The following is a 25,899-nucleotide window of genomic DNA, read 5'->3' on the forward strand; positions in this document are numbered from 1 at the left end:
GTGACCCGGGTGGCCGTCACGGCACACCGCCCCGACACCGGCCCAACTTCGTCCCGCGCAATCGGGCCGGATGGATACCGAAGCGCCAACGCCGCGCGCAGTCGGGACAGCACGTGGGCGGTGCACGTGGGGACCCGCGACCTCGGCCAGGGGTTCCAGGACTTCCCGTTCCACCGGTCACTTCGACCGTCAACGCGGTGTGCGTGGAGACCAAGAACGCAGCGCGGCGTTCCCCGGTTCGGGGAACTGGGCATCCAGGCGTGTCAACCCCCGATGATCGGCAGGGTCAGGCCGCACGTCACCGGTCGGGCGTGGAGGGGGTCCAGGGCGTTGAGCACGTGCCGCAGGGCGGCGGCGTCGAACGGCAGGGCGAGGTGCTCGGAGGTGTGCAGCGGGCCGCACAGGTCCTGGAGGGTGATGTTGGTGGTGTTCGGGCCGTCGAGGAACGCGGACGTGTACGGCGTGACGACCTCGTCGTACCGGGTGACGATCACGGTGTAGTGCACGCCCGGCACGGTGTCGTCGCCCGCGTTGAGCCTGAGCAGGAAGTCGGAGCCGGTGAGCTGGTCGGTCACCGCCGGGCCGACGCCGGCGGCGAGCAGCTCGGGGACGCCGGGCACGTGGGCCAGGCCGGAGATCGTGGTGCCGTGGTTGGGCGGCGCCAGGCCGACCAGGGTGTGCACCTTGTCGGCGCCGCCGAGGAACTTGAGGTAGTAGCGGGGCATCACGCCGCCCTGGCTGTGGCCGACGACGTCCACTTGGGACGCGCCGGTGGCGGCCAGGACCTCGTCGATGAACGCGGCGAGTTCGGCGGCGGACCTCGCGACGGGGGCGACGCCGCCGGCTCGGCGGGATCCCGGCAGGCCGACGTGCGGTCCCGGGAGTTGGCCGAAGTTCAGGGCGAAGGCGCAGTAGCCGTGGTTGGCCAGCAACGGGGAGAGCGTGTACCAGTTGTAGGTCATGTTCTCGGCGGTGCCGTGCACCAGCACAACGGGGCGGGGGTGTGCGGGCGTCGGGCGGCAGGTCGGGTCGTTCGCGCCGGCGGGCGAGGTGTCGGGGTTCAGCGCGGCGTGCACCAGCGCCGCCGCGCCCGAGTGGACCACCGGGTGGCGCGCGGCGCCGGCCGCGGCCGTTGACGGGGCGAGGATCAGGGCGAGCGCTGTCAGCGGGATCAACACCCGTCGAACCATCGTGTCCTCCACTGCTCTGCATCGGTCGGGGCGGGTGCTCGGTGCGGTGGTCCGGTGGTGGGCCCGGGTGATCGTCGTGCGGGTCGGTGGCGGACGCGGCCGGGGGTCAGTCGCCGCGGTCGGCGGCGGCCCGCAGGTCGTGGTGCAGTTGGGCGACCAGCGCTTCGGCCTGGTCCACGGGGTAGGTGTGCCCGCCGGGGAACAGCCGCGGGGTGACCGGGGTGGTGGTCAGGTCGTTCCAGGCGGTGAGCTGGTCGAGGTCGGCGACGGGGTCGTCCTGCCCTCCGTAGAGGGCCAGGTCGCAGTCCAGCGGCGCCTCGTCCTGGTGCCGGTGTTGCAGCAGGAGCAGGAGGTCGCCGAGCAGCGGGACGTAGGCGGTCGCCAGCCGGGCCGGGTCGGTGGCGGCGCCCGTGGGCAGGCCGAGGGCCTGGTTGGCCGCGGTGTGACCGCTGAGCAGCAACGCGCCGAGGGTCTGGGTGTAGGGCCCCGAGTGGGGCGCGGGCAGTGCGGACAGCGCGAGCAGCGCGGGTGGGCGGCCGCCGGTGCGGCGCAGGCGCCGGGTGGTGGTGAAGGCGGGCAGCGCGCCGGCGCTGTGGCCGAACAGGGCGAAGGGCCGGGGGTCGTCCTGGCCGTCGATGAGGTCGGTCAGCGCGGCGGTGAGGGCCTTCGGGTCGGTGGTGCACGGTTGGTCGGCCAGCAGACCGCGACCGGGCAGGTGCACGGCGCACAGCTCGGTGGTGGTCGGGACCAAGGGGCACCAGGGCAGGTAGAACTCCGGACCCAGGCCGCCGGGCGGCAGGCAGTACAGGCGCCACCGCGCCCGGGGGCGGTGCGTGAGCACGGTGAGGGACGGGCTCATCGGACTTCGGCCGGGGGGACGTCGCCCACCGGTGACCGGTCCTCCCCGGTCGGGCGTTGCGAGGGGATGTCGGTGGGCGCGGTGGCGCTGCCCAGGCGTGCGCGGATGCGGTGGGCGAGGGCGGTCAGGCCGGGTGCGCCGGCGAGTTCGACGGCGGGGATCTCGCAGTCGAAGCGCCGGTGCACGAGGGTGGCGAGTTCGGCGGCCATGAGGGAGTCGACTCCGAGCTGGTTCAGGTGGCGGGTGCGGTCGATGCGGTCGGGGGTGGTTTGCAGCACCTTCGCCAGCAGGTCGGCCAAGGCGTCCTCGACGAGCACCAGGGCTTCGGCGTCTGTCGCGGCGACCAGGGTGTCGCGCAACCGTTCGGCGGAGGGCGTGTCGTCCTGCGCGGACAGCAGCGCGGCGGTTCGGGGAGCGGCGAGGGCGGGCAGGATCCGGGACAGCCGTTCCCAGTCGAAGTGGCCGACCGCGACGACGGCGTCGGGCAGTTCCAGCAGCTCGTCCAGCACGTGCAGGGCGTCCTCGGCGGGCAGTGCCCCGATTCCCACGGCGACCAGCTCGTCCACGCGGCCGGTGCGGTGGACGTACCCGGTGTCGCCGATGCCGCCCCACTGGACGGCCAGGCCGGGCAGCCCCGCCCGGCGGCGGTCGCGGACCAGTGCTTCCAGTGCGGCGTTGGCCGCGGCGTAGGGGGCTTGGCGGATGTTGCCCAGGCACGAGGCCGCGGAGCTGTAGACGACGAAGAAGTCGAGGTCGCGGTGGCGGGTGAGCCGGTCGAGCAGGAGCCCGGCGGTCAGCTTGGGCGTCAGGACCGCGCGCAGGTGGTCGTCGGTGAGGTCGGTCAGCGGCGCGTCGTGCAGGACCATGGCGGCGTGGACCACGCCGGCGAGCCTGCGGCCGGTGGCGTCGAGGTCGGTCAGGACGCGGCGCACGGCCTCGGGGTCGGCGGCGTCGGCGGCGTGCGCCTCGACGTGCGCGCCGAGTGCCCGCAGGTCGGCCAGGAGTTCGTCGGCCCCGGGCGTGCGCGCGCCGCGCCGGCCGATCAGGACCAGGTGGCGGGCGCCGCGGGTGGCCAGGTGGCGGGCGGTGGCGGCGCCGAACCCGCTCAGGCCGCCGGTGACCAGGTAGGCCGCGTCGGCGTCCAGGTCGCGGGGCGTGGTGGGCCGGTCGACGGGGACGGGGTCGCCGAAGTCGACCACGACCTTGCCGACGTGCCGGGAGTGTTGCAGGCTGCGGAACGCCTCCTCGACCCGCGAGGCGGGGTGGCTGCGGTGCGGCAGCGGTCGGTAGGTCCCGGCGCGCACGGCCTCGTCCAGTTCCGCGACGGCTTCGGCCAGCGGGGCCGGTTGGGTGTAGAGGACGGTGAGGTCCACGCCGAAGAACGCGAGGTTGTCGATGAACGGCGCCTGGGGCAGCGAGGCGTCCGCGAGGAAGTCGCGCTTGCCCAGTTCCAGGAACCGGCCGTGCGGCGCGAGCAGGCCGAGGCTGCGGATCTGGGCTTCGCCGGCGAGGGAGTTGAGCACCACGTCGACGCCCCGGCCGTGGGTGAGGGTGCGGACCTGGTCGGCGAAGTGCAGGCTGCGGGAGTCGAGGACGTGTTCCACGCCGAGCAGGTGCAGCAGGTCGCGTTTGGCGGGGGTGCCGGCGGTGGCGATGACGTGGGCGCCGACGTGCCGGGCGTACTGGAGGGCGGCCAGGCCGACGCCGCCGGCCGCGCCGTGCACCAGCACCGTCTCCCCCGCGGACAGGCGCGCCAGGCGGTGCAGGGCGTGGTGCACGGTCAACGCCACCAGCGGCAGGGTCACGGCCTCGGCGCACGTCGTGCCCGCCGGCACCGGCAGGGTGTGCTCGGCGCGGACCACGACGTGGGAGCCGAAGCTGCCCATGGTGACGCAGGCGACCCGGTCTCCCGGTGCCCGTTGCCCGACGTCGGGTCCGACGGCGGTGACGACACCGGCGCACTCCCCACCGATGTCGACCGCCTCCGACCACTCGTCACGCCTGCTCGCGGGGACCAGGCCGGTGGCCAGCAGGACGTCGCGGTAGTTCAGCGCGGCGGCCTCGACCTCCACGACGACCTCGCCTCGTCGTGCGACGGGCGGGGCCACCGGTCGCCAGCCGAGGCGGTAGCGCGAGCCCGGCTGGGACAGGGTCAGGGTGTACCGGGTGTCCGCCCCGCGCCCGGAGGACGGGTGGGTGGGCGGGATCGGCGGGCGGAGGCGGGGGACGAAGCGGCCCGCGCGGGTGAGCAGGACCTCGTCGTCCTCGGGGCGGGCCAGTGCTTCCCGCACCAGTCCGGTGACGAGGCTCCCCGCGTCGTCTGCGGCGTGCCCGGCCAGGGCGATCCTGCGGACGGTGAGACCGGGGTGTTCGTTGGCCAGGCTGCGCGCCGCGCCCCACGCGGCGGCGCCGGGCGTCGCCGGGGCGCACTGCCCTCCCCCCTCGGCCGCGGGGACGACCAGCCACAACGTCACCCCGGAGCGGCCGGTGACCTCGGTGGACGCGGTGGCCAGCGCGCGCAGCACGGCGCAGTGCCGCACCGCCCGCTCGGTCGCGTCGGCCGCCGAGGAGTCGGCTGGGGCGTCGGTGGCCTGGGCGTCGACCACCAGCAGGACGTCGACGGGACCGGGTTCGCGCGACAGCAGCGCGGTCCAGCGCCCGGTGTCGTCGTCGACCGGCACCGGGTGGACCACCGCGTGCCCGAACCGGTCCCGCAGCGCGGCCACCAACTCGGGTGCGAGCCCTCCAGCCGGGGCCGCGCCGGGCATCCGGCCGACCAGCCACCGGGTGGCCGGGACATCGGGGGGCGGGACATCGGTGGAGCGGGTGTCGGTGGAGCCGGCGACGGGTGCCGGGCGGCTGTCGCGGGCGGCGAGGATCACCGAGTAGTCGCCGTGCGCCAGGTCCCCGGCCTGCACGGCGGAGGTGAACCCGCGATCCGCCAGCAACGGCGGCCAGTCCTCGCGCGCCACCAGCGGGCCGTCGGGGCGCAGGTCGGTGTCCTCGTTGTCCCAGAACGAGCCGAGGAGCCCGAACACCGGTGCGAACAGGGAGGCGTTGTGGATCTCGACGGCCAGCAGCTGCCCGCCGTCGGCCAGCAGGTCCGCCACCCGGTGCAGGCTGCGGGCGAGGTCGCGGGTGGCGTGCAGGACGTTGGCGGCGACCACCAGGTCGAACGAGCCGGGGGTGAAACCCTGCTCGGCCGGGTCGGCGTTCAGGTCCAGCACCCGGTGGTCGAGGAAGCCGAAGCCGCCGAAGCGCTCCTCGGCCTGGGAGAAGAACGCCGGCGAGATGTCGGTGTAGGTGTACCGGGTGCGCCCGGCCGGCAGCAGCGGCAGCAGCGACGCGGTCAGGCCGCCGGTGCCCGCACCGACCTCCAGCACGCGCAGCGGCCGGTCCGCCGGCCAGTTCTCGACCAGCGCGCGCAGCAGGCGGGCGGCCACCCGGTTGTGGTGGTGGATCGCCGGGACGCTGTCGTAGAACCGGGTGGCCAGGTTGTCCGGCTCGGCGAACAGCAGGTCGAGCGGGTCCCGCTCACCGCGCAGCACCGCCGCCAGGTGCAGCCCGCACACGCCGTACCCCTGCAAGCTGATGCTCTCGGCCGGCAGGGCGCGCAACGCGGCCCGGAAGAGCCGGTGGGGTTCGGGTTCGCACCCCCAGCCCCAACGCCCCTCGCCCGCCTCGGTGAGCAGGCCGTGCCCGACCGCCGAGTCGATCAGCGCGGTCAGCAGCAGGCGGTGCCCGGGCAGGACGCCCGCGGCGGCTAGGGCGGGGAAGGTGACGGTGTCCGCCGCGGGCAACAGCTCGCGCAGGGCCGCCGCGGTGAAGTGGCCGGCCAGTTGTGCGGTGCGGCGGCGCACCTCGCCGTAGGGGTGTTCGCGCCACCGGTCGGCGAGGGCGGCCAGGTCCGGCTCGCAGCCGGCGAGCACGGCGTGCGGGCACGGCAGCGGGGAGGCCTCGGCGGGGGTGTCGGGTAGCGGGGCGGCCCGCAGCACCTCCACCAGGCGGGCCGGGCGCGGTGGTCGGGCCCCCTCGAAGCGGTGCGCTCGACAGCCCACGACCTCCAGCGCCACCACGCCGTCGGGGTCGGTGATGGTCATGTCCCAGGAGATCTGCCGCGCGTCGGCGGTGCGGGTGCTCAGGTGCACCAGCCCGACCGCGGGCATCGGGCGCCGGAAGCGCACCGCGTCGATCCCCACGGGCAGGTGCGCTACCGGTTCGGCGATGAGCGACAGCCCGGCCTGCAACGCGCCGTCCAGCACCGTGGGGTGCGCCGGGTGGCGGTCGTCCGGTTCGACCGCGGCCGAGTACGCGGCCAGGACCTCGCCGTCCCCGACCCGCAGCCCGGTCAGGACCCGGAACGCGGGCCCGTAGGGCAGGCCCGCTCGGGCGCAGGCGGCGTAGTGCTGTTCGGCGGTGATCGTCCGGGGCAGGCGGTCGGTGACGGCGGCGACGTCCAGGGGCGGGGGCGCGTCGCTCAGCAGCCGCCGCACCCGTGCCCTGGCGTGCTCGACCCAGTCGCCGTGCTCCCCGACCCGGGCGGCCACGCTGAAGCGCGCGTCCCGGCCCAGCGCGGTGTGCAGGCGCACCGTCGAGTCCGGGTCGTCCCACGGCAGGGTCAGCGCTCGGTCGATCACCAGGCCGGTGACCTCCACCGGCGCGTCGAGCACCTCCCGCCCCGCCGCGAGCGCCAGGTCCACGTGCGCGGAGGCGGGCAGCACCACGGCGCGGCCGACCCGGTGGTCGGCCAACCACCCCAGCGGGCCGGGTTCGACGTCCTGCGACCACACCGGCTCCGGTCCCGGTTGCCGGGAACCCAGCAGGGGGTGGACCGGCGCGGCGGTGTCCTGGGTGGTGCCCGGCAGCCACCAGTCGGGATGGCCGTTCCAGTGCCGTTCGCGCTGCCACGGGTAGGCGGGCAGGTCCACCACCCGGCCGCGACGGGGGAAGAAGGCGTCCCGGTCCACCTCGCCGCCGGCCGCCAGCGCGTGGGCCTGGGCGAGGTCGAGCGCGTCCGGTCCGGACATCGTGCGGGTCGTGGTCGGCACCAGGGCGACCGGGTCGGCCGAGTCGGCCGCCACCCGGCGCAGGTAGGTGCCCAGCGCGGGGTGGGGGCCGACCTCCACCAGCACGTCGCAGCCCTGCTGCCCGACCAGGACGCGCACCGCGTCGGCGAACCGCACCGGCAGGCGCACGTTGCGCCACCAGTACCCGGCGTCCAGGTCCGCGCCGTCGACGGGGGCGCCGGTGACCGTGGACACCAGCGGGATCCGGCAGTCCGCGGTGCGCAGGCCGGTCAGGGCGTCGGTCAGCCCACCGCGCAGGGAGTCCATCACCGGGCTGTGGAACGGGTAGTCCAGCTCCAGGTCGCGGAAGAACACGCCTCGTCCCCGTGCCTCCTCCCCCAGCGCCGCCAGGGCGTGCGCGTGCCCGGAGACCGTGACGTCGCGGGGGCTGTTGACCGCGGCGATCGCGAGCTGCCCGGCGTGTCCCGTGTCGGCCAGCAGGCGTTCGGCGTCCTGCTCGCCCAGGCCGACCGCGGCCATCCGCCCGGTGCCAGCGGTCGCGGCCTGGGCCCGGCTGCGGGCGGCGATCACCCGGCAGGCCGCGACGCGGTCCAGCGCCCCGGCGCAGTGGGCGGCGGCCACTTCCCCGACGCTGTGCCCGACCACCGCCGCCGGCCTCATCCCGCGGGCGGCCAGTGCCGCCACCAGCCCGGCCTGCACCGCGAACAGCACGGGTTGGGCGATCTCGGTGCGCCGCCACCGCGGTGCGTCCGGCTCGGCGAGCTCGTCGAGCGCCGACCAGCCCAGCAACGGCGTCAGCACCTCGTCCACCGCGACGACCTCGGCCCGGAACGCCCGGTCGGCGGACAGCAGTTCACGGCCCATCCCGGCCCACTGGGAGCCGTTGCCGTCGAACACGAACCCGATCCGCCCCCGCCGGACCGCGGTGGCCGACGCGCCGCCGCGGACCGGTTCGCCCCCGGCCAGGGTTCGCAGGGCGTCGGCTGCCTCGCGGGGATCGGCTGCCACGACCGCGGCACGCCGCTCGTGCTTGCCTCGCCGGTCGGCCGTGAACGCGGTGTCGTAGAAGTCCTCCGTGGCGACGCCCTCCAGGTGGTCGGCCCAGTTGCGGGCCGCCTCGGCCAGCGCCTGCGGCGTCCGGGCGCTCACCACGACCGGCAGTCGCGTCCCGGTGCCCGCGGCCGACCGGGGCGACGGTGGCGGCGCGGCCAGCACCACGTGGGCGTTGACGCCGCCGAACCCGAAGCCGCTGACCCCCACCACCCCGCGGCCGGGACCGGTGAGCGGGCGGATGTGGGCGACCGGCTCCAGCCCCAGGCCGGCGAAGTCGATCTCCTCGCGGAGTTCGTCGAGGTGCAGCGTCGCCGGGATCCGCCGTTCCCGCAGCACCAGCACCGCCTTGAGCAACCCGGCCACGCCCGCCGCGGACTCCGAGTGGCCCAGGTTCGACTTCACCGACCCGATCGGCAGCCGCCCGGCGCCGGCGCCCCGCCGGCCCAGCACCTCGCCCAGCGCCGCGCACTCGATCGGATCACCCGCCTGCGTGCCGGTCCCGTGCGCCTCGACGTAGGCCACCTCGTCCGGACCTACGCCCGCCTCGGCGTACACCTGCGCCAGCAGCGCGGCCTGCGACTTCGCGTCGGGCAACGCCAGTCCCGCGGTGCGGCCGTCGGTGTTGGTGCCGCTGGCCAGGATCACCGCGTGCACCCGGTCGCCGTCGGCCAGCGCCGCCGCCAACGGCTTGAGCACCAGCACCCCGGCGGCCTCGGCGCGGGTGAAACCGTCCGCGTGGGAGGAGAACGGGCGGCACCGCCCGGTCGGCGACAACATCGACGCCTGCGAGAACCCGGCGAAGCCGTTCGGGTCGAGCAGCAGGTTCACCCCGCCCGCCAGGGCCGTGGCGCTGCGCCCGGAGCGCAGCGCCTCGCACGCCTGGTGCACCGCCACCAGCGCGGAGGAGCAGGCGGTGTCGACGGCGGTCGACGACCCGTGCAGGTCGAACGCGTACGAGACGCGGTTCGCGACGTTGCAGGACGCCACACCGCTCATGGTGTAGGCGTTGAACGCCCGCGGTCGGCGCAACTGCAACTCCCAGTAGTCGTTCGAGGAAACGCCCATCAACACGGCGGTGTCGCCGCCCGCCAGGGCGTCCGGGGCGATCCCGGCGTCGTCCAGGGCTTCGGCGGCGCACTCCAGCACCAACCGCTGCTGCGGGTCGAGGTGGGCCGCCTCCTTCGGTGAGATGCCGAAGTAGTCCGCGTCGAACTCCGCGACGTCGTCCAGGAAGCCGCCCGCCGCCGTGTAGGACTTGCCCGGTCGTGCCGGGTGGCCGGCCACGAAGCGCGCGCTGTCGAACCGGTCGGCGGGAACGGTCCCCACCAGGTCCCGCTCCTCGCGCAGGGCGTCCCACAACCCGGTCAACGAGTGGATGCCGCCGGGCAACCGGCAGCCGAGGCCGACGATCGCCACCGCCGCCGGGGAGTCGTCGCGTTCCGCCATTCTTACCTCGCATGGTTCGGGGGGTTGGCATGGTCGTCGAAGGACGCGCGGTGGAGCCGTGATGGGGTGAGCCCGCGACGGGCACTGGTGGTCGCACGGGGGGCCGTGCCGGGCGGGTCGTTCAGCGCGACGTCCCAGGACGTCCCAGGACCACTCTGAGCAACCCCGGTTCACGCTTTCGAGGAATGGCCCGTTCCCCGGTGATGCCTCAGGCTTGGCGCCCACCCCCACCGTCTTGAGGAGGAGCTGTGGCGCTGGCCGCAACCGTGTCCCGGCGCAGCCTGATCTTCGGAGCGGGCTCGGCCGCGGTCCTGGCCGCGACCGGTGGCACCGCCTCCGCGCGCGTCACCCCCGTGCGCGAGGAGCACCACCGGGCGGTGGTGGTGGGCAGCGGGTTCGGCGGATCGGTCGCGGCGCTGCGCCTGGGCCGCGCCGGGGTGCGGACCCTGGTGCTGGAGCGGGGCCGCTGGTGGCCGAGCGGACCGGGGGTGGACACCTTCCCCCGGTTCTTCTCCCCCGACCGCCGGTCCAGCTGGCTGGAACCCACGCCCGTGCTGCCGTTCTCCCCTCCGGCGCTGTTCCAGCCCTACACCGGGCTGGTCGAGCGGATCAGGACCGCCGGGTTGGACGTCTACTGCGGCGCCGGGGTCGGCGGCGGTTCCCTGGTGTACCAGGGGATCTCGCTCAAACCCGAGGCGGAGCTGTTCCACCGGGTGCTGCCGGCGGGCATCGACCACGAGGAGATGGAGCGGGTCTTCTACCCGCGGGTGGCCGCGATGCTGCGGTTCTCCCCGATCCCCGACGACGTCCTGGGCCACGTCCGCTACACCTCCAGCCGCGACCTGCTGGCCGACGCCGCCCGCGCCGGGACCACCCCGGTCCGGCTGCCGCAGCCGATGGACTGGGACGTGCTGCGCCGCGAACTGGCCGGCGGCCTGCCCCGGTGGAGCACCGAGGGCGACCACCTCTACGGCATCAACAACGGCGGCCGGTTCTCGCTGGACAAGACCTACCTCGCCGACGCCGTGGCCACCGGGTCGGTCACCATCGCGCCGCTGCACCTGGTGCGGGAGGTAGCCACCGGAACCTCGCGGCGGTACCTGCTGCGCTGCGACCGCATCACCACCGACGGCGAGGTCGTCGAGCGGGTGCTGGTGCACGCCGACGCCGTGTTCCTCAACGCGGGCTCGGTCAACACCTCCAAGCTGCTGGTGCGCGCCCGCGCCACCGGAACCCTGCCCGACCTGCCTCCCGACGTCGGGAACTTCTGGTCCACCAACGGCGACCGCGGCTACCTGCGCACCGAGCTGCTCGACCCCAGCCTGCCCCACCAGGGCGGTCCGTCGGTCGCCGGCTACCTCGACCGGGGCGCGCCCACCGGCCCGGCCACCTTCTTCCACATCCCGGCCCCGCTGCCGGTCGAGACCTTCTCCGCGCTCCTGCTGGGCATGGGCCTGCCCGGCGGGCACGGCCGCTTCCGCCACGACCCCGCCACCGACCGGGTGGTGCTGGACTGGCCGCCCACCGCGGACCTGGACGCCCAGGTCGCCACCGACGCTTCCGCCGCACGACTCGTCGGGCGGGCCGGTGGCCTGGCGCTCCCCTCCCACGCACTCGTCCCCTTCACCGCGCACCCGCTCGGCGGCGCGGTCTTCGAGGCCGTGTGCGACCTGCACGGCCGGGTGCACGACCACCCCGGCCTCTACGTCACCGACTCGGCGCTCATCCCCGGCTCGACCGGCACGGCCAACCCCTCCTGGACCATCGCCGCGCTCGCCGAGCGCTGCCTCCGGCACATCGTCGCCCACGACGCCGACACCCTGTTCTGACATCCCGGCGTCTCAGCCGGCCCCGGGCGCGGCGCCCACGTCGGAAGTGACCTCGGCGAAGCCCTCGCGCAGGCAGGTCGCGAACAGGTCCGGGTCCCGGACGGCCGCGGTGTCCACCGTGGTGCCCACGTAGCACGTGCCCAGGTAGGAGGTCGTCGACACGTTGACCGCCGTGGCCATCGTCGGCCCGAACGGGAAGACGCCCTCGACTCGGCAGCCCGCCAGCCGCAGTTCGGCGGGACCCCGGACGTTGCTGACCAGGACGTCCACCCGGGTGCTCAGCGTCTTGAGGACCGGGGCGGTCACCGCGCCCGGCAGGAAACCCGTCAACCCCACCAGACCCACGGGGCTCGTCCCCGACTGTTCGCCCCGGGCACCGTTGACGAGGTCGCCGACCAGGCGCATCCGGCGGATGGGGTCGGTTTCGCCCACCGGTGCGTCGATCGGGGCCAGGGACATGTTGTTGCCGCTGCCCGCGGACTGCCCGCCCCGCCCGCCCAGCAGCACCGACACCGTCAAGCGGTCCGCGCGCTCGCCCAGGTGCTCGTGGTACCGGCGCACCGCGCCCAGCACCGCGGTGACCATGGCGTCGTTGACCGTCGCCCCGACCCGGCGCGACGCCTCGCGCAGCGTGCTCAGGGGCACCTCCGAGGTCAGGAACCGCCACGACCCGCCGCGGTGGCGCAGCGCGGGTGACCCCGGGAGGTTCAACCGGGCGCCCAGGTCCAGCAGCGACCGCGTCACCTTCCCGACGCGCAGCGCGGTGCGCACCGGGTGCCGCGCGGCGCCGGCCACCTCGCCGGCGAGCTTGCCACCCGCCTCGGCCAGGAACGAGGCGTGCCCACTCCTCATCGCGTCCCCTGCCGCACGCCGCGCTCCGGGGTCCGCCCCGAACAGCAGCATGGCCAACCGGACCACGTTGACGCCGTCCGCGATGCTGTGGTGCAGCCTGATCACGTAGCCCGCGCGCCGCTCGTCGACCCGGTCCACCAGCACCGCTTCCCACAGCGGGTGACGTCGGTCGAACGGGCTGTACGCCAACCGCTGCGCCAGCTCCAACAACCCACCCACCCCGGCGGCGTCGGGCAGCCGCACCCGCCGCACGTGGTTGGCCAGGTCGAACCGCGGGTCGGGGGCCCATCGGGGCACCCCCAGTCCCAGGGGGCCGTCGAGCACGTGCTGGCCGAGGCGGGGGACCAACTGCGGGAACCGTGCGTGCTCGGCGAGGAACTCCTCGTGGTCGGGCGCTCGATCCAACAGGAAGACGAACGTCATCGGCGCGTGCAGCGCGGGGGTCTGCTGGGCCCGCCACAGCAGCGCGTCCAACCCGCTCATCCACTCGGTCGCAGGCCGCTCCACAGCTTCGCCCTGATCTTGTTCGAGCATGGCAGCACCTTTTGTCCATCGATGGCGGCATCGAGCCCTGAATCGTCAACGATATTAGTTCCGCGGCACCGGGCCGGGTGAACGGCCAGACGAGGTACTCCCCTTTCCGGAACTTCGGCCCGAACGGACGCGGAATCGCCACCGTCGGTGATCCGGACTCCACCGGACTCGGCTGTGGAGGTCGCAATCCGACACGACGGAGTGAATCCACTGTCTTTTCCCGGGGGAACTCACCACCATGACGAGGCGAGAATTCCCGCATTCGTACCCGTCATCCGGTGATCCACCAACATTCGGACGGTGCAGATTGGGCGACCACCGCACGCGCGTCCTGGCCTCGGCGCTGGGATCGCTGCTGCGCTCGGAGCTGGTCCACGTCCTGCACCGGGACACCGACACCGGCCGCGCACGCCGCGCCAGGCAGCTGCGCCACACCCTCGAAGACCTGGGACCGCTCTACACCAAGCTCGGCCAGATGCTCTCCACCAGGCCGGACCTGGTCTCCGCGGAGGTGGTCCGGGAGTTGCGGGAGCTGCACGACGCCGTGTCGGTGCAACCGTTCGCCGTGTTCGAGCCGGTGCTGCGCGCCGAGCTGGGCGCCGGGTGGCGCGCGCGGTTCCGCGACCTGGACACCCGACGTCCGCTGGGCGCGGCCTCGCTGGCCCAGGTCTACGCCGCGACGCTGCCCGACGGCAGACTGGTGGCGGTCAAGGTCCAGCGCCCCGGGATCGCGCCGGTCGTCGACCAGGACATGGCGCTGCTGCGCCGGGCCGCCCGCCTGGCCACCCGGCTGCTGCCGGACCTGGCCGAGGTGGTCGACATCAGGGCGACGCTGCGCATGCTGTTCGACGCGATGGGCGCCGAGCTGGACTTCACCGCCGAGGCCCGTCAGATGGACCGAGCACGGGCCGAGGTGACCGCCTTCAAGCACCTGGACGTGCCCGAGGTCGTGCTGGCCACCCCGCGGGTGCTGGTGCAGAGCCGGGCACCGGGGTGCTCGATCCGCGACGCGGACCCCGCCGCCTTCTCCACCGCCGAGCGCACCGCCATCGGCCGCGACCTGCTGGCGTACATGTACCGCGCCTACTTCACCACCGGTGTCTTCCACGCCGACCCGCACCCGGGCAACGTCTTCGTGCACCCCGGCGCGAAGGCGTCGCTGCTGGACTGGGGCATGGTGGGCCGCGTCGACCGCCGCACCAGCCGCGGCCTGCTGCTGATGTTGCTCAACATCGCGCTCAACGACGGCCGGGGCGCCGCGCACGCGTGGATCGACATGGGCTGCGCCACCGCACGCGCCGACGTCGCGGCGTTCCAGCACGACATGCAGGCCCTGGTGCCGACGATCGCCAACGCCTCGCTGGCGGACCTGAACTTCGGGGCCAGCCTCACCAGCGCGCTGAGCAGCGCGACCAGGCGGGGCATCCGCACCAGTCCTTCCGTCGCCGTGCTGGCCAAGTCCTTCGCCAACCTCGACGGGGCCATCCGCCACCTCGTGCCCGAGTTGAGCCTGACCGGCGTCCTCCGCGACGAACTGCGCCACATCATGGCCGAACTGCTCGACGACGCCGCGTCCGAGCCGCAGTTGGCCCGGCTCGCGCTGGACGTGGCCTCCTGGGGCGAGGACGCGTTGCGGGCGCGGGCCGTGCTGCGGGACCTGGCCGACGGCCAGGTCACCGTGCGGGTGGCCCAGACGGGCCGCGGCGGTGCGCGAGGGCGCGGGGGCAAGGTGCTGCTGGCCGCCGCGGCGGCGGGCTACCTGTGGCGCACGAGGCGCGGTCGGCCACGGCCGACCGCCGAGAGGAGTTCGAGGTGACCCGTCCCCCGGCGCACGTCCCGCCCGCCCTCAGGGTGCTGGCGGTCCTCGTGGCCCTGTGGTCCCGCGTCGGGTCGGTGCTGCCCCTGGCGTTCCTGGTGGCGGCGCTCACCACGTGGCGCCTGCGCGTCCGCGAGAAGCGGAGGAAGAGGAGAGCCACGTGTCGGTAGTGGTCACCGGCGCCACCGGCTTCCTGGGGTTGCGGCTGGTGCGGGAACTGTTGGAGCACACCCCGTCGCTGACCGTGCTGGCCCGACCGGGACCTCGGTCGGCCGTGGAGAGGATCACCACGTTCCTGCGCTGGTCGGGGCTGCCCGAGGAGGAACTGCGGCGGGTGCCGCAGCGGCTGGAGGTGATCGACGCCGACCTGCGCCTGCCGTTGCTGGGGCTGTCCCGGTCGGCGTTCGACCGCCTGGCCGACCGGGTGGACGTGCTGTGGCACTGCGCCGCCGACATCACCTACGCCCCCGGCCGCGGCGAGGTCGACGCCACCAACGTCGGCGGGACGCGACGGGTGCTGGACCTGCTGTCGGCGGGCGGGCGCCGGCCCGCGCTGTGCTACGCCAGCAGCATCGGGGTGGCCGGGGCGCAGCGCGACGGGATCGTCCCCGCGCGCAGGTTGGACGGCTCCCACGGGTTCCACACCCCCTACGAGCGCTCGAAGTTCGAGGCCGAGGGGCTGGTGCTCGACTGGGCCGAGCGGCACGGGCACCCGGTGACGGTGTTCCGGCTCAGCGTGCTGGTCACCGACCGCGCCGGGTACCCCGGCTGGCCGGAGCACCCGTTGCGGTACGCGGCCCACGCGGTGCGCACCATGCTGCGGGAGGTGCCGCAGGTCATGGCCGCCGACGGCAGCATGACCCTGCACGAGGTGGCGGAGGACGCCCGGTGCAACCTGCTGCCGGTCGAGCACGCGGCGCGCGCGATGGTCGGCGCCGCGCACCTCGGCGGCACGCCCGGTCCGCCGCGCATCCACCACGTGGTGCACCCCCTGGGGGTGGCCGCGACCGACGTGGCGTCCGCCCTGTGCGAGCACGTCGGCGTGCGCGTCCGCACCACCGCGGCACCCGCCGACGCGATTTCCGAAGCCGAGCGGACCGCGCACGCCATCATCGGGGCGTACCTGCCCTGGTTGAAGGTCAGCCGGGGGTACGAGGAAAGCGGCCTGGCGGCCCTGGGGCTGTCCTACACCGACCGGCCCGGCATCGACCGCGATTACCTGATGGCCAGTTTGCGCTGAATTCCGGTCAGCCCGCGAACAATTCCCCGCCACGACACCACGCGCTTGTTCCCGCCCGCTGTCCGCACGGGCGGGAACAAGCTTTTTTCGTTTTTCCCTGTCGCCGGACGACGTGCTAACGGGCGGCGCTGTCGGTCACGGCGAGTTCCACCCGGTCGATTTCCACCTCCTCGGCGGCGGTCAGCACCACACGGGTGTCGTCGTCGGCGTCGGAGTCGAACTCGGCCAGCAGCGCCTCGGCGCCGGCGTCCGGCTCGATCAGGTCCACCCCCGCCCGTTCGAAGTGCCGGACCAGGGCCGGCGTGACCATGCCTCCCCGCCACGGCCCCCACGCCAGGGCCCGGACCAGGCAGTCGGGTCGCCTGGTCCGTTCCACCGAGGCGACCGCGTCCAGCACGGCGTTGGCCATCGCGTAGTCGCCCTGGCCCACGTTGCCGAACACGCCGGCCACCGAGGAGAAGAGCACGAGCAGCGACAACGGGTCCTCGGCCGTCGCGGCGAGCAGGGTGCGCAGACCGGACAGCTTGGTCCCCAGCACCAGGTCCAACTGCTCCTCGGACTTGTCCTCGATGAGGTGGTCGTCGACCGCGCCCGCGGCGTGCACCAAGCCGGTGATCGGCCCCCACTGGGCGCGCAGCTCGGCGAGGGCCGGGCCGAGGTCGTCCGGTCGCCGCACGTCCACGGCGAGGTAGCGGGCCTGGGCGCCCGCCTCGGCCAGGGCGGTCAGGGTCTCGCGGATTTCCCGCACGGCCAGGATGCGGCGGGCCGCGCCGGCCAGCTCCGCCGGGGGCGCGTCGCCCCGGTCGGCGAGCGCGCGGACCAGGGCCGCCTCGTCGACCGCCTCGGCCAAGCCGTCGGGTTCGTCCTCCAGCGCGGTGCGCCCCAGCAGCACCAGCCGCGGCCGGTGGCGTTCGGCCACCGCCCGCAACGCCCGCGCGGTGATGCCCCGCGCCCCGCCGCTGACCAGCAGGACGGAGTCCGCGCCGATCCGCCCGTGCGTCGCGTCGTGCGCCCCGGCCCGCACCTCGGTGGGCGTGGTGACCGGTGTGACCCGGATGCCGTCGGCGGCCAGCCCCACCTCGGCGGTCGCGCCGCCGTGCAGCAGCTCGTCCACGACGGCCTCGGCCACGTGGCGCGGCGAGCGCCCGCCGCGCTCGCAGTCCACCGCCTTCACCCGCGCCAGGGGCCACTCCTGCGCGGCCGTCCTGGCCAGCGCTGCCACACCCGCCACCCAGGCGCGCGAGCCGCACCGGCCGGACAGGGCGAAGTCGCCGCCGGTGTCCTGGACGGTCACGAACACGCCGCCGCGATCGGAGAACGCCCGCGCCACGGCGTGGGCCGCGCGGAACGCCTCGTACAGCACCGCGTCGGCCTGTCCCGGGTCCTCGACCGCGCGCAGCCCGCCCAGGAACACCACGCCGTGCGCGTCCGCGGGCACCACGTCGACCGCGGTGGCGTCGATACCGTGCTCGCGCAGCAGCCCGACCACCTCGCCCGCGACGCCCGTGCCGTCATCGGTGACCGCGATCGGCCCGTCGGCCAGTCCCGGCACGGACACGCCCTGGCGCGGTTCGGGACGGACGCGCACGGCCAGCCGCCGAACCCGCAGCCCGGTCGACCTCTGCCCGGTCGACCTCTGCCCGGTCGACCTCTGCCCGGGCAGGGCCGCCGGTGTGGTCGCCGGTGTGACGTCGGGCGCGTCCTTCCCGACCGCGTCCACGATCTCGCGCAGGGTCTGGGGTTGTGCCGGCCCGCCTGCGCCCGGGGGGACCAGGTCGGGGAGGCGTTCGCGCAGCGCGGAGAGGATTTCGACGCGTTTGATGGAGTCGATGCCGAGGTCGCCCTCCAGGTTCATGTCGAGGTCGAGGACGTCGACGGGGTAGCCGGTCAGCTCCGCCACCACCGCCAGCAGCACGTCCACCGATCCGCCCGGCGCGTCCGGCGTGGGCGGTGGCGAAGCGGGTTGGACCGGCGCGGACCGCACGGGAGCGGGCAGGTCCGGCGCGGCCTGGACCGGCGCGGGCAGGTCCACCCCCGGGGGTGCGAAGGCGCCCCTGGGGGTGGTGGGATCGGGAGCGGGAACGGCGAAGGGCACACGTGCCGAGTGGCCGTTGGACTCCCGCGGCGGCTGCGCCGGGCCCGGCAGGGCGGTCATGGAGCCCTCGGACACCCGCAGGAACGCCAAGTGGGTGTCGGTCAGCGCGCGCAGGTACTGCGAGTGCGCCTCCGCGGTTTCCCGTTGGGCTTCCCGCACCACGGCCACCCACGCATCACCACCCGGGGTGGGTGGCGCCGGCGCGTGGGCCGGGTTCGCCGCGGGCAGCGGCCGCGGTGGTGGCAGCACCACGTTGCCCTCGGCCTCGGGGTAGCGGGTCCCCTGGTTGCCGCCGTCGATCGACACCGTCATCACCGACTTCCTCTTCTGCTCGCCGACCGGATCGGCGAGGAATTCGCACAACGCGGCCGGATCCAGGCGCAGGCCGTGCGCGGCGAGCCTGCCCAGGCCGTCCTGGAGGGCGGTGAGCCCGTGGCGTCCGCGCTGGTCGAGCGCCACGGCGAGGTGGTCGCGATCGCCCAGGATCCGGCCGACCAGCCCGGTGAGCACCGATCCGGCGCCCACCTCCACGAACGTGCGGACCCCGTCGGCGTACATCGACTCGACCTGCTCCACGAACCGCACCGGGGCGGTGAGGTGCGCGGCGATCCGCCCGCGGATCTCGTCGGGGTCGGCCGGGTGCGCCCGGCCGTCGGCGTTGCCGTAGACCGGCAGCCGCGGCGGCGCGCACCTGACCCCCGCGACGAACTCGGCCAAGGGCTCGACGGCGTCGGCGAGCAGCGGGCTGTGGAAGGCCGCCGACGCCGCCAAGCGGCGCGTGGCGGTGCCCCGCGCGGCCATCAGCCGCTCCAGCCGCGCGACCGCCTCCGGATCCCCGGAGACCGCCACCTGCCGGGGCGCGTTGTGGTTGGCCACGGCCAGCCCGCCGTCCAGCCCCTCCTCGGCGATCAGCCGCTCGACCTCCTCGGCCGGGGCGGAGACCGCGGTCATCGCCCCGGCGGTGCGGGCGGCCGCGTCGCGCATCAGCTCGCCCCGGCGGCGACCCAGGCGGATCAGCGCCGCGGCGTCGAACACCCCGGCGTGGTGCAGGGCCACCAACTCGCCGAAGCTGTGCCCGGCCACGACGTCGGCGGCCGGCCCCACCCGGCTCAGCACGTCGAGCAGCGCGAGGCTGTGCACGGCCAACGCGGGTTGCGCCCACTCGGTGTCGGTCAGGAGCCGCTGCTGCCGCTCCCGTTCCTCGTCGGTGAACGCCGGTGGCGGGAACACCACCCCGTGCAGCGCCCGGTCGGCCAACCGCAGCCCGGCCGCCCGGTCCCACGCGCGCCGCGCGCCGGGGTCGTGCACCGCCAGGTCCGCGCCCATGCCCACGTACTGCGAGCCCTGCCCGGGGAACAGGAACGCCACCCGACCCGGTGTCGGCTCGCCGACCCGGTAGTGGGCCCCGGAGGGCAGGTCGAACGCGGCCCCGGGGGCCCGGTCCACCAGGGCGGCCAGCTCCCGCAGGTCACGCGTGCCGCCCTCGCCGAGCACCACCGCCAGCCGCGTGGCGCACGTCGGGTCGAAGGCCCGGAGGTTGTCCCGCACCCACCCCGGCCGAGGCGGGACGTCCGCGTCCACCGCGCGCAGCCGCGCGGCCAGCTGCGCCGGGGTCCCCGCGCTGAACAGCAGCAGCTCGCTCGGGGCGGCGCGGTGCACCGGTGTCACGACGCCCCGCGTCGGCAGGTGCTCCTCCAGCGTCAGGTGGAAGTTCGAGCCGCCGAACCCGAAGCTGGACACCGATGCCCGCCGCGGCTCGTCGTCGGCCTGGATCCACGGTCGCGCCGCGGTGTTCAGGTGGAACGGGCTCGTGGGCAGGTCGAGGTCGGGGTGGGGCCGGTCGACCTTGATGGTGGGCGGCAGCACCTTGTTGTGCAGCGCCAGCACCGCTTTCAGCAGGCCGGCCGCCCCGGCGGCGCACTTGGTGTGGCCGATCTGGGACTTCACCGAGCCCAGCGCGCACCACTGCCGCTCGGTGCGCCCGGGGTCGTCGAAGACCTCCCGCAGCGCGGCGAACTCGGCGCGGTCGCCCGCCGCGGTGCCGGTGCCGTGCGCCTCCACCAGGCCGACCGTCGTGGGCGCGTACCCGGCCTGCTCGTAGGCGCGGCGCAGCGAGCGGACCTGGCCCGCCGGCACGGGTGCGTAGATGGCGGTGCCGCCACCGTCCGAGGACGTGCCCACACCGCGGATCACCGCGTAGACCTTGTCGTCGTCGCGTTCGGCGTCGGCCAGTCGCTTGAGCGCGAGCAGCACCGCGCCCTCGCCCAGCATCGTGCCGTCGGCCCGCGCCGAGAACGGCCGGCAGTCGCCGGAGGGCGACAGGGCCGGTGTCTTGCTGAAGCAGACGAACATGTCGATGCCGTTCTGGGTGTCCACCCCTCCCGCGAGCACCAGGTCGGCCCGGCCCAGGGCCAGCTCGGCCACCCCGGTCGCCACCGCCGACAGCGAACTGGCGCAGGCGGCGTCGGTGGTGTGGTTGGTCCCGTGCAGGTCGAACCGGTTGGCGATGCGGCCCGCCACCACGTTGGCCAACAGCCCCGGGAAGGTGGCCTCCACCCAAGGCGGGTAGTGCTCGGCGATGCGGTCGCACACCTGGTCGGCCAGCTCCTCCGCCACCCCGTGCTCCAGCAGCGCCTTGCGCCACACCGGGCGCTCCAGGCGGTGGCTCATCCGGGGCAGCAGCGGCAGGGCCGCGGAGCCGAGCACGACGCTGGTCCGCTCGCGGACCGCGGGGGACAACTCGCCGGCCAGGTCGCCCAAGGCCTGTTCGACGCCGATCAGGGCCAGCAGCTGCGCGCTGTCGGTGGCGGGCAGCTGGTTCGGGGGAATGCCGTAGGCCAGCGGGTCGAAGTCGACGCCGGACAGGAAGGCCCCGCGCCGGGCGTAGGTCTTGTCCGGCGCGGCGGGGTCGGGGTCGTAGTGGTCCTCCGGGCGCCACCGGTGCGGCGGGATGTCGGTGATGTGGTCGCGGCCCTCGACCAGCGAGCGCCAGAACCGGCCCACGCCGGTGGAGCCGGGCAGCAGCGCTCCCAGCCCGACGACGGCGATCGGCGTCTGCCCGCCTGCCTCGGCTGCGGTCATGCGTACCTCCCTGTGGTGGTGGTTCACGCGGACGGGGCCGCCACGTCCGGCGGGACGGGGACGCCGTGCGCGCGCAGCTGGTGGGCACGGGTGCACGCGGCCGCGCCGTCCATCAGGGCCTGGGCGATCAGCGGCGCCGAGCGGTGCGCGGGGTCGGCGAGCCGGCTTCCCCCGACCCACCGGTTGAACGCGCCCATCGCCGGGCCGCACCAGATCTGGTAGTCCACCCGGCGCAGGGGGTCCCCGGTGATCGCCCACCGGCTCGCCTGCCCCAGGTACCAGCGGAACACCAGCGCCATCCGGTGCCGCGGCTCGCGGTCGGCGCGCTCCAGCTCCGCCGGGTCGCGGTCGCGCCAGAACTCCCGCGTCGACGCCCACACCTCGGCCACCGGGGCCCGGAAGACGTCCCGCTCCAGCTTGGTCCGCACCTCCTCCGGCAGCGCCTCCAGCGAGGCGTGGTCCCGGTACACCTGGTGCAGCCGGGTCGCGCGGGCGGCGAACAGCGTGCCGCGGCGCAGCACCTGCACGGTCACCCCGAGTTCGAACATGTCCGCCGCCGGGGCCATCGCCACGTCGGCGATGTCGGCCTGCGCCAGCATCTCCTTGGCCGCCGCGGACAGCCCGGCCTCCACCGCGCACTGGTTGACCGAACCGGTCACCACGTACGCCGCTCCCGCGGCGAACGCGGCGGCCACCGCGATCGGGGTGCCCAGCCCACCCGCGGCGCCGACCCGCACCGCCGTCGGGTAGCCGTGCTCGCGGGCCATCCGGTCGCGCACGGCGGCGATGGCGGGCAACAGCACCGCCAGCGGCCGGTTGTCGGTGTGGCCGCCGCTGTCGGCCTCGGCGGTGACGTCGTCGACCAGGGGCACGCGCGCGGCCAGCTCCGCTTCCGCCGCGGTCACCTGGCCCCGCTCCACCAGCTCGCGCAGGACCTCGGGCGGAGCCGGGGCGAGGAACCGGGCCGCCACCTCGGGGCGGGACAGCTTCACCACCACCCGCCGAGCCCGGACCACCCGTCCGGTCCGGTCCCGCCGCAGGCCCGCCACCGCGCACCGCACCACCGCCGGGGTCAACGACAGGTAGGCCGAGGCCGACACGCAGGGCACGCCGCGTTCGACCAGGAGCCGGGCGGTGTCCTCCTCGGCGCGCGGCTCGGCGGGCGAGTGGATGAGGTTCACCGCCCAGTTGCGCCGGTCCGGCAGCCGGGCGGCCAGCTCGTCCACGGCCGCGGCCACGACGCTCGTGGGCAACCCGGCGGCGCCGAACACCCCCAGCATGTCCGCCCTGGCCATGGCCACCACCAGGTCGGTAGTGGCGATGCCGTTGGCCATCTCCCCGGCGACGTAGGCCAGCCGCGTGCCGTGCGCGGCGTTGAAGTCCCGGTCGCCCAGGCCTTCCGGGTCCAGCGGCGGCAGCACGCCCAGGACCGGGACGCCGCCTTCGCCGGGTTCCGCCCACCGCCCGTCGACACCCAGTCCACGACCGCGCGCCGCGCCGCCGTCGAGCACGAACAACGCGTCCCTCGCGCACCGGGCCAGCTCGGTGATCCCGGCGGCGTCGAAAGCGGCGGGCCTGCCGGTCGGGACCCAGTGGCCCACGACGCGCCCGGTGGGCGGGGGCGCGTCACCCGGCACCACCGGTCGTGGGAGTCGAACCGCCATCTCGTCCCCGCTCTCCCGGCTCCACGACGCGCCACGTCCACGACGGACGCGACGGCCGGACCGCCGATGGGCGCTGTGCCTGCTCCGAACGCTAGGAAAGCGACCTGACACCTGTGCTGACAGGGTCACGTCGGGCCCCGGGGTGCAACCGCGGTGGCACGGGCGCCGCAACTCCGGCGGACGTCGTCACACCAACGTGGTTGGTGTCATTTCCGCGCCGCGGGGCCACGATGGGGGCATCCCACGACAGAGAGGACGATCGGATGCGGGTGTTGTGCCTGGGACCGGTGTTGATCCGGAGCGGAGAGCGTGAAGTCGCGGTGCACTCGTCCATCCGAACCCGGCTCCTGGTCGCGCTGGTGGTGAACCTGGGATCGGTGGTGTCCAAGGACCGGCTGGCCCAGGAGCTGTGGCCGCGGGAGCGCCCCGACAACACGGTCGGCGCGTTGCAGGCCCACGTGAGCAGGTTGCGGCGCGACCTGAGGCGGTGGTGCGGCTCGCGGTTGCGGGTCGAGCCCCTGCACCTGGGCTACCGCGTCGTGGCCGACGGCGGTGCCGAGGTGGACATCGGCGAGTTCGAGGACCTGGCCGTGCGGGCGGGGAGGGCGGTCGCCGCCGATCCGGCGCGGGCGCTGGGGCTGGCGCACCGGGCGCTCGCGCTGTGGCGCGACGAGCCGTTCACCGGGCTGGACGTCGGCTTGGAGGGCCAGGCCGCCCGCATCGGGCTCCAGGAGACCCGGTGGGAGCTGTGGGAAACCGCGTTCGACGCGGCGCTGGCCACCGGCGCGGCGGACGGGGTCGTCGCCGACATCCGGCGCCTGCTGCTGGCCTCGCCGTTCCGCGAGCGCTTCCACGCGCAGCTCATGGTCGCCCTGTACCGCGCCGGTCGGCTGGCCGAGGCGTTGGAGGCCCACCGGTTGGCGCGGGCGCTGGTCATCGGCGAACTGGGCGTGGAACCCTCCCGCGTGCTCGACGACTGCGTGGCCGCGATCCTGCGCCACGACCCCAGGTTGTGGCAGGACCGACCGCTGAACAGGCTGGTCGCCCGACGCGACCCGGCCTGACGGCCGCGTCCGGTCTCAGGTCCCGTGCAACCGTTCCACGAGGTGGGCCAGTTCGGCGCGCACCGGGGGAACGGTCGTGTGCCACAGGGTTTCGACCACGTCGCGGGCCGTCACGTCGTAGCGCAGGTCGTCCGGGCTCACCCGTTCCACCCGCAGGAGCGTCAGCAGGGCCGTCACGTCGTCGTACCGGCCCGCGTGGACGCGGGCCATGGCGATGTCGTGGTTGACGCGCTCGTCCACCGGGTGGTTGTTCCCCGGCTTGTGCTCCTGGGCCAGGTGCAGTGCCAGCTCGATCTTGCCCAGGGCGAGCGCGCTGCGCACGCGCACCACACCGACCGCGCCCGGTCCGGGTGACAACAGGTCCAGGTCGGTCCCGAACGGGTGCGATCCGCCCATCCTGACCAGCAGTGCCTCCGCCCTGACCAGCAGTTCCTCGGCCGCGCGCTCGTTGCCCAGGTCCGCTTCGACCTCGGCGGCGCACAGGCACAACCCGATCGTCGCGCCGGTCCGCTCCGGACCCGCGGTGGCGTGCCCGGTGAGCCGGTCCAGTGCCGCTTCCACGACATCGCGGGCTCCGCCCGGGTAACCGGCCCGGTGCAGCTCGCGGGCTCGGGCCTGCTGGCAGCAGGCGTGCAGCACCGGAGCCGCACCCGCGTCGCAGTGCTGTTCCGCCTGGTGCACCGCCAGGTAAGCCAGGTCGCGCTCGCCCAGGCGGGACAGCACCAGGTGCAACAGCAGCAGGGCCCGCACGCGGTCGTGGCGGTCCGCGTCCGTCGCCGGCCCGCCTCGGCCCGTCCGCCACAGGGCGACGGCGGCGTGGTGGGCCACCACCTCGAAGCGGCGCCCCGGCGCGCGCCAGCACGACCACAACTCGCCGATCCCGCGGGCCGGTTCCGCGCAGCCCTCCGGCGGGGCCAACGGCGGCTGACCGCACAACGCCCGGCGCAGTCGCTCCACCAGCGGCTGCGCCGAGGCGTCGTGCCTGCGCGCCGGCGTGGCGCGGGCGGTCAGCAGCTCCGACCAGTCGCCGATGCGCAGCACTTCCGCGATCCGGGTCAGGACCTCGATGCTGTCCAGGGGGCGCAACCCCTTCTCCACCTGCCGCAACCACTCCTGGCTCCGGCCGACGAGCTCGGCCAGCGTCCGCCGGGACAACCCCCGCCGCTTGCGGTGGGCTTCGAGCCGTCTGCCGATGGACGGGTCGATCCCGGTCACGGACGCCTCGGGGTGCCCGATCGGAGCGGTGGCGCCGTGCGTGAGGCGGACTTCACGGGTCAACGGACCTCCAGTACGGCCCCCGCCACGGTCAGCGCCGCACCGCGGGCCGGCGCGTTGACCGTGCGCACGTCGGTGAGGACGATCGACGGCAGGACCAGCGGCGGAGGGCGCTCCGGCGTGAAGTCCACGGGCAGGCCGACCAGCCCGAGCAGGCTCACCGTCGCGGTCACCCGCAGGACCAGCAGTTCGACTCCGCCACCGAACCGCGCCGCCGTGGCCCGCAGCACCACCGACCGACCGCCGGTGGTCGGGACGACCTGCACCATGCCGGTGACCCGCGCCGAGTGCGCGGTGAACCGGAGCGCCCTGGTCACCCGGCCCGCCACGGAGGTCTCGACGACCCCGGCGTAGGCCAGCCCGTCCAAGCCGACCTCCTCGGCCGTGAGCGTCCACGGCTCACCCGACGGGGGCACCCGCGGTGCCGCCTCGGCGGGGTGCACCACCAGCACGGCCACCAGGACCAGCGCCCACGACCACCAGTGCCGGCGCTCGTGGGGGCGGTCGGTCCAGGACACCGCCAGCGCCCCGCCGACCAGCCCGCACAGCGAGCCCACGAGGAAGCCGCCGAGGTTGCTAGTCACCAGCGCCACCAACGACAGCAGGACCGCGGTGACGCCCGCGGCGACCCGGTACCCGGGCCGCACCCACAGCGAGAGCCCGCACACCAGCAGCAGCGCCCCCACCAGCAACGCCGAGACCCCGCCGACGGTCTGCACCGAGATCAGGGCGTCACCCAGCCGGAAGGTCGCGTACGGGGGCGCCATGACCGGCACCGCGCCCGCCAGCAGGAACAACCCCGCGCCGAACGGCCGGCCGCGACGCCAGCGCCGCAGCCGCACCCGGCCGCGACGGATCGGGACCACCACGCGGC

General features: G+C 75.0%; 13 protein-coding genes. 5 read left to right on the top strand and 8 right to left on the bottom strand.

Annotated elements, in window-relative coordinates:
- Nucleotides 1–263 precede the first annotated feature (263 nt).
- The 3 genes from ABD223_RS29020 to ABD223_RS29030 all read right to left on the bottom strand — a co-directional run bounded on the left by ABD223_RS29020 (nucleotide 264) and on the right by ABD223_RS29030 (nucleotide 9,575).
- Nucleotides 264–1,178: an esterase/lipase family protein gene (locus ABD223_RS29020; RefSeq protein ID WP_344039763.1), complete on the bottom strand. Its 915-nt coding sequence runs from the start codon at nucleotides 1,176–1,178 to the stop codon at nucleotides 264–266.
- Between the two features lie 118 nt (nucleotides 1,179–1,296).
- Complete coding sequence (locus tag ABD223_RS29025) at nucleotides 1,297–2,049, bottom strand: thioesterase II family protein (protein ID WP_344039764.1); 753 nt, start codon at nucleotides 2,047–2,049, stop codon at nucleotides 1,297–1,299.
- Nucleotides 2,046–9,575, bottom strand: coding sequence for an SDR family NAD(P)-dependent oxidoreductase (locus tag ABD223_RS29030; protein WP_344039765.1), 7,530 nt, complete (start codon nucleotides 9,573–9,575; stop codon nucleotides 2,046–2,048). The genes ABD223_RS29025 and ABD223_RS29030 overlap by 4 nt, the downstream gene beginning before the upstream one ends.
- A gap of 248 nt (nucleotides 9,576–9,823) precedes the next feature.
- Between ABD223_RS29030 and ABD223_RS29035 the strand changes: the two genes are divergently transcribed.
- Entirely contained in the window at nucleotides 9,824–11,404 is a 1,581-nt protein-coding gene (locus tag ABD223_RS29035) for a GMC oxidoreductase (RefSeq protein ID WP_344039766.1), read from the top strand.
- A 12-nt stretch (nucleotides 11,405–11,416) separates the two neighbouring features.
- Here ABD223_RS29035 and ABD223_RS29040 read toward each other — a convergent pair whose 3' ends face one another.
- Nucleotides 11,417–12,790 carry a wax ester/triacylglycerol synthase domain-containing protein gene (locus tag ABD223_RS29040; RefSeq protein WP_344039767.1) on the bottom strand — a complete coding sequence of 458 codons (1,374 nt, stop codon included), beginning with the start codon at nucleotides 12,788–12,790 and terminating at the stop codon, nucleotides 11,417–11,419.
- Nucleotides 12,791–13,097: 307 nt separating this feature from the next.
- Here ABD223_RS29040 and ABD223_RS29045 point away from each other — a divergent pair, with 307 nt between their 5' ends.
- From ABD223_RS29045 to ABD223_RS29055, 3 genes are read left to right on the top strand one after another with little or no spacing between them, the layout of a single operon-like run.
- Complete coding sequence (locus ABD223_RS29045) at nucleotides 13,098–14,606, top strand: ABC1 kinase family protein (RefSeq protein ID WP_344039768.1); 1,509 nt, start codon at nucleotides 13,098–13,100, stop codon at nucleotides 14,604–14,606.
- On the top strand, nucleotides 14,603–14,776 hold the full coding sequence (locus tag ABD223_RS29050) for a hypothetical protein (protein ID WP_344039769.1): 174 nt from the start codon (nucleotides 14,603–14,605) through the stop codon (nucleotides 14,774–14,776). Before ABD223_RS29045 ends, ABD223_RS29050 begins: the two co-directional genes overlap by 4 nt.
- On the top strand, nucleotides 14,767–15,846 hold the full coding sequence (locus ABD223_RS29055) for an SDR family oxidoreductase (RefSeq protein WP_344039770.1): 1,080 nt from the start codon (nucleotides 14,767–14,769) through the stop codon (nucleotides 15,844–15,846). The genes ABD223_RS29050 and ABD223_RS29055 overlap by 10 nt, the downstream gene beginning before the upstream one ends.
- Nucleotides 15,847–15,961: 115 nt before the next feature.
- On the opposite strand, the gene ABD223_RS29060 is transcribed toward ABD223_RS29055, so the two are convergent.
- Together ABD223_RS29060 and ABD223_RS29065 are read right to left on the bottom strand one after the other, a co-directional pair.
- Nucleotides 15,962–21,022 (bottom strand): SDR family oxidoreductase, encoded by a 5,061-nt coding sequence (locus tag ABD223_RS29060; RefSeq protein ID WP_344039771.1) that lies wholly within the window; start codon nucleotides 21,020–21,022, stop codon nucleotides 15,962–15,964.
- 23 nt (nucleotides 21,023–21,045) lie between these two features.
- Nucleotides 21,046–22,686 carry a PfaD family polyunsaturated fatty acid/polyketide biosynthesis protein gene (locus ABD223_RS29065; protein WP_344039772.1) on the bottom strand — a complete coding sequence of 547 codons (1,641 nt, stop codon included), beginning with the start codon at nucleotides 22,684–22,686 and terminating at the stop codon, nucleotides 21,046–21,048.
- Nucleotides 22,687–23,006: 320 nt separating this feature from the next.
- Between ABD223_RS29065 and ABD223_RS29070 the strand changes: the two genes are divergently transcribed.
- Entirely contained in the window at nucleotides 23,007–23,750 is a 744-nt protein-coding gene (locus tag ABD223_RS29070) for an AfsR/SARP family transcriptional regulator (protein ID WP_344039773.1), read from the top strand.
- Nucleotides 23,751–23,765: 15 nt separating this feature from the next.
- Here the strand turns inward: ABD223_RS29070 and ABD223_RS29075 are convergent, their stop codons facing one another.
- Complete coding sequence (locus ABD223_RS29075) at nucleotides 23,766–25,028, bottom strand: helix-turn-helix domain-containing protein (RefSeq protein ID WP_344039774.1); 1,263 nt, start codon at nucleotides 25,026–25,028, stop codon at nucleotides 23,766–23,768.
- Nucleotides 25,025–25,894, bottom strand: coding sequence for a DUF6114 domain-containing protein (locus ABD223_RS29080; protein WP_344039775.1), 870 nt, complete (start codon nucleotides 25,892–25,894; stop codon nucleotides 25,025–25,027). The genes ABD223_RS29075 and ABD223_RS29080 overlap by 4 nt, the downstream gene beginning before the upstream one ends.
- Nucleotides 25,895–25,899 lie beyond the last annotated feature (5 nt).

This window comes from Saccharothrix xinjiangensis (assembly GCF_039527585.1).
GTDB classification, from domain to species: domain Bacteria; phylum Actinomycetota; class Actinomycetes; order Mycobacteriales; family Pseudonocardiaceae; genus Actinosynnema; species Actinosynnema xinjiangensis.

Bases quoted from the DNA above. Each gene is read 5' to 3' on its own strand.
- ABD223_RS29040 (WP_344039767.1), bottom strand. From the start codon at position 12,790: ATGCTCGAACAAGATCAGGGCGAAGCTGTGGAGCGGCCTGCGACCGAG.
- ABD223_RS29065 (WP_344039772.1), bottom strand. From the start codon at position 22,686: ATGGCGGTTCGACTCCCACGACCGGTGGTGCCGGGTGACGCGCCCCCG.
- ABD223_RS29060 (WP_344039771.1), bottom strand. From the start codon at position 21,022: ATGACCGCAGCCGAGGCAGGCGGGCAGACGCCGATCGCCGTCGTCGGG.
- ABD223_RS29025 (WP_344039764.1), bottom strand. From the start codon at position 2,049: ATGAGCCCGTCCCTCACCGTGCTCACGCACCGCCCCCGGGCGCGGTGG.
- ABD223_RS29030 (WP_344039765.1), bottom strand. From the start codon at position 9,575: ATGGCGGAACGCGACGACTCCCCGGCGGCGGTGGCGATCGTCGGCCTC.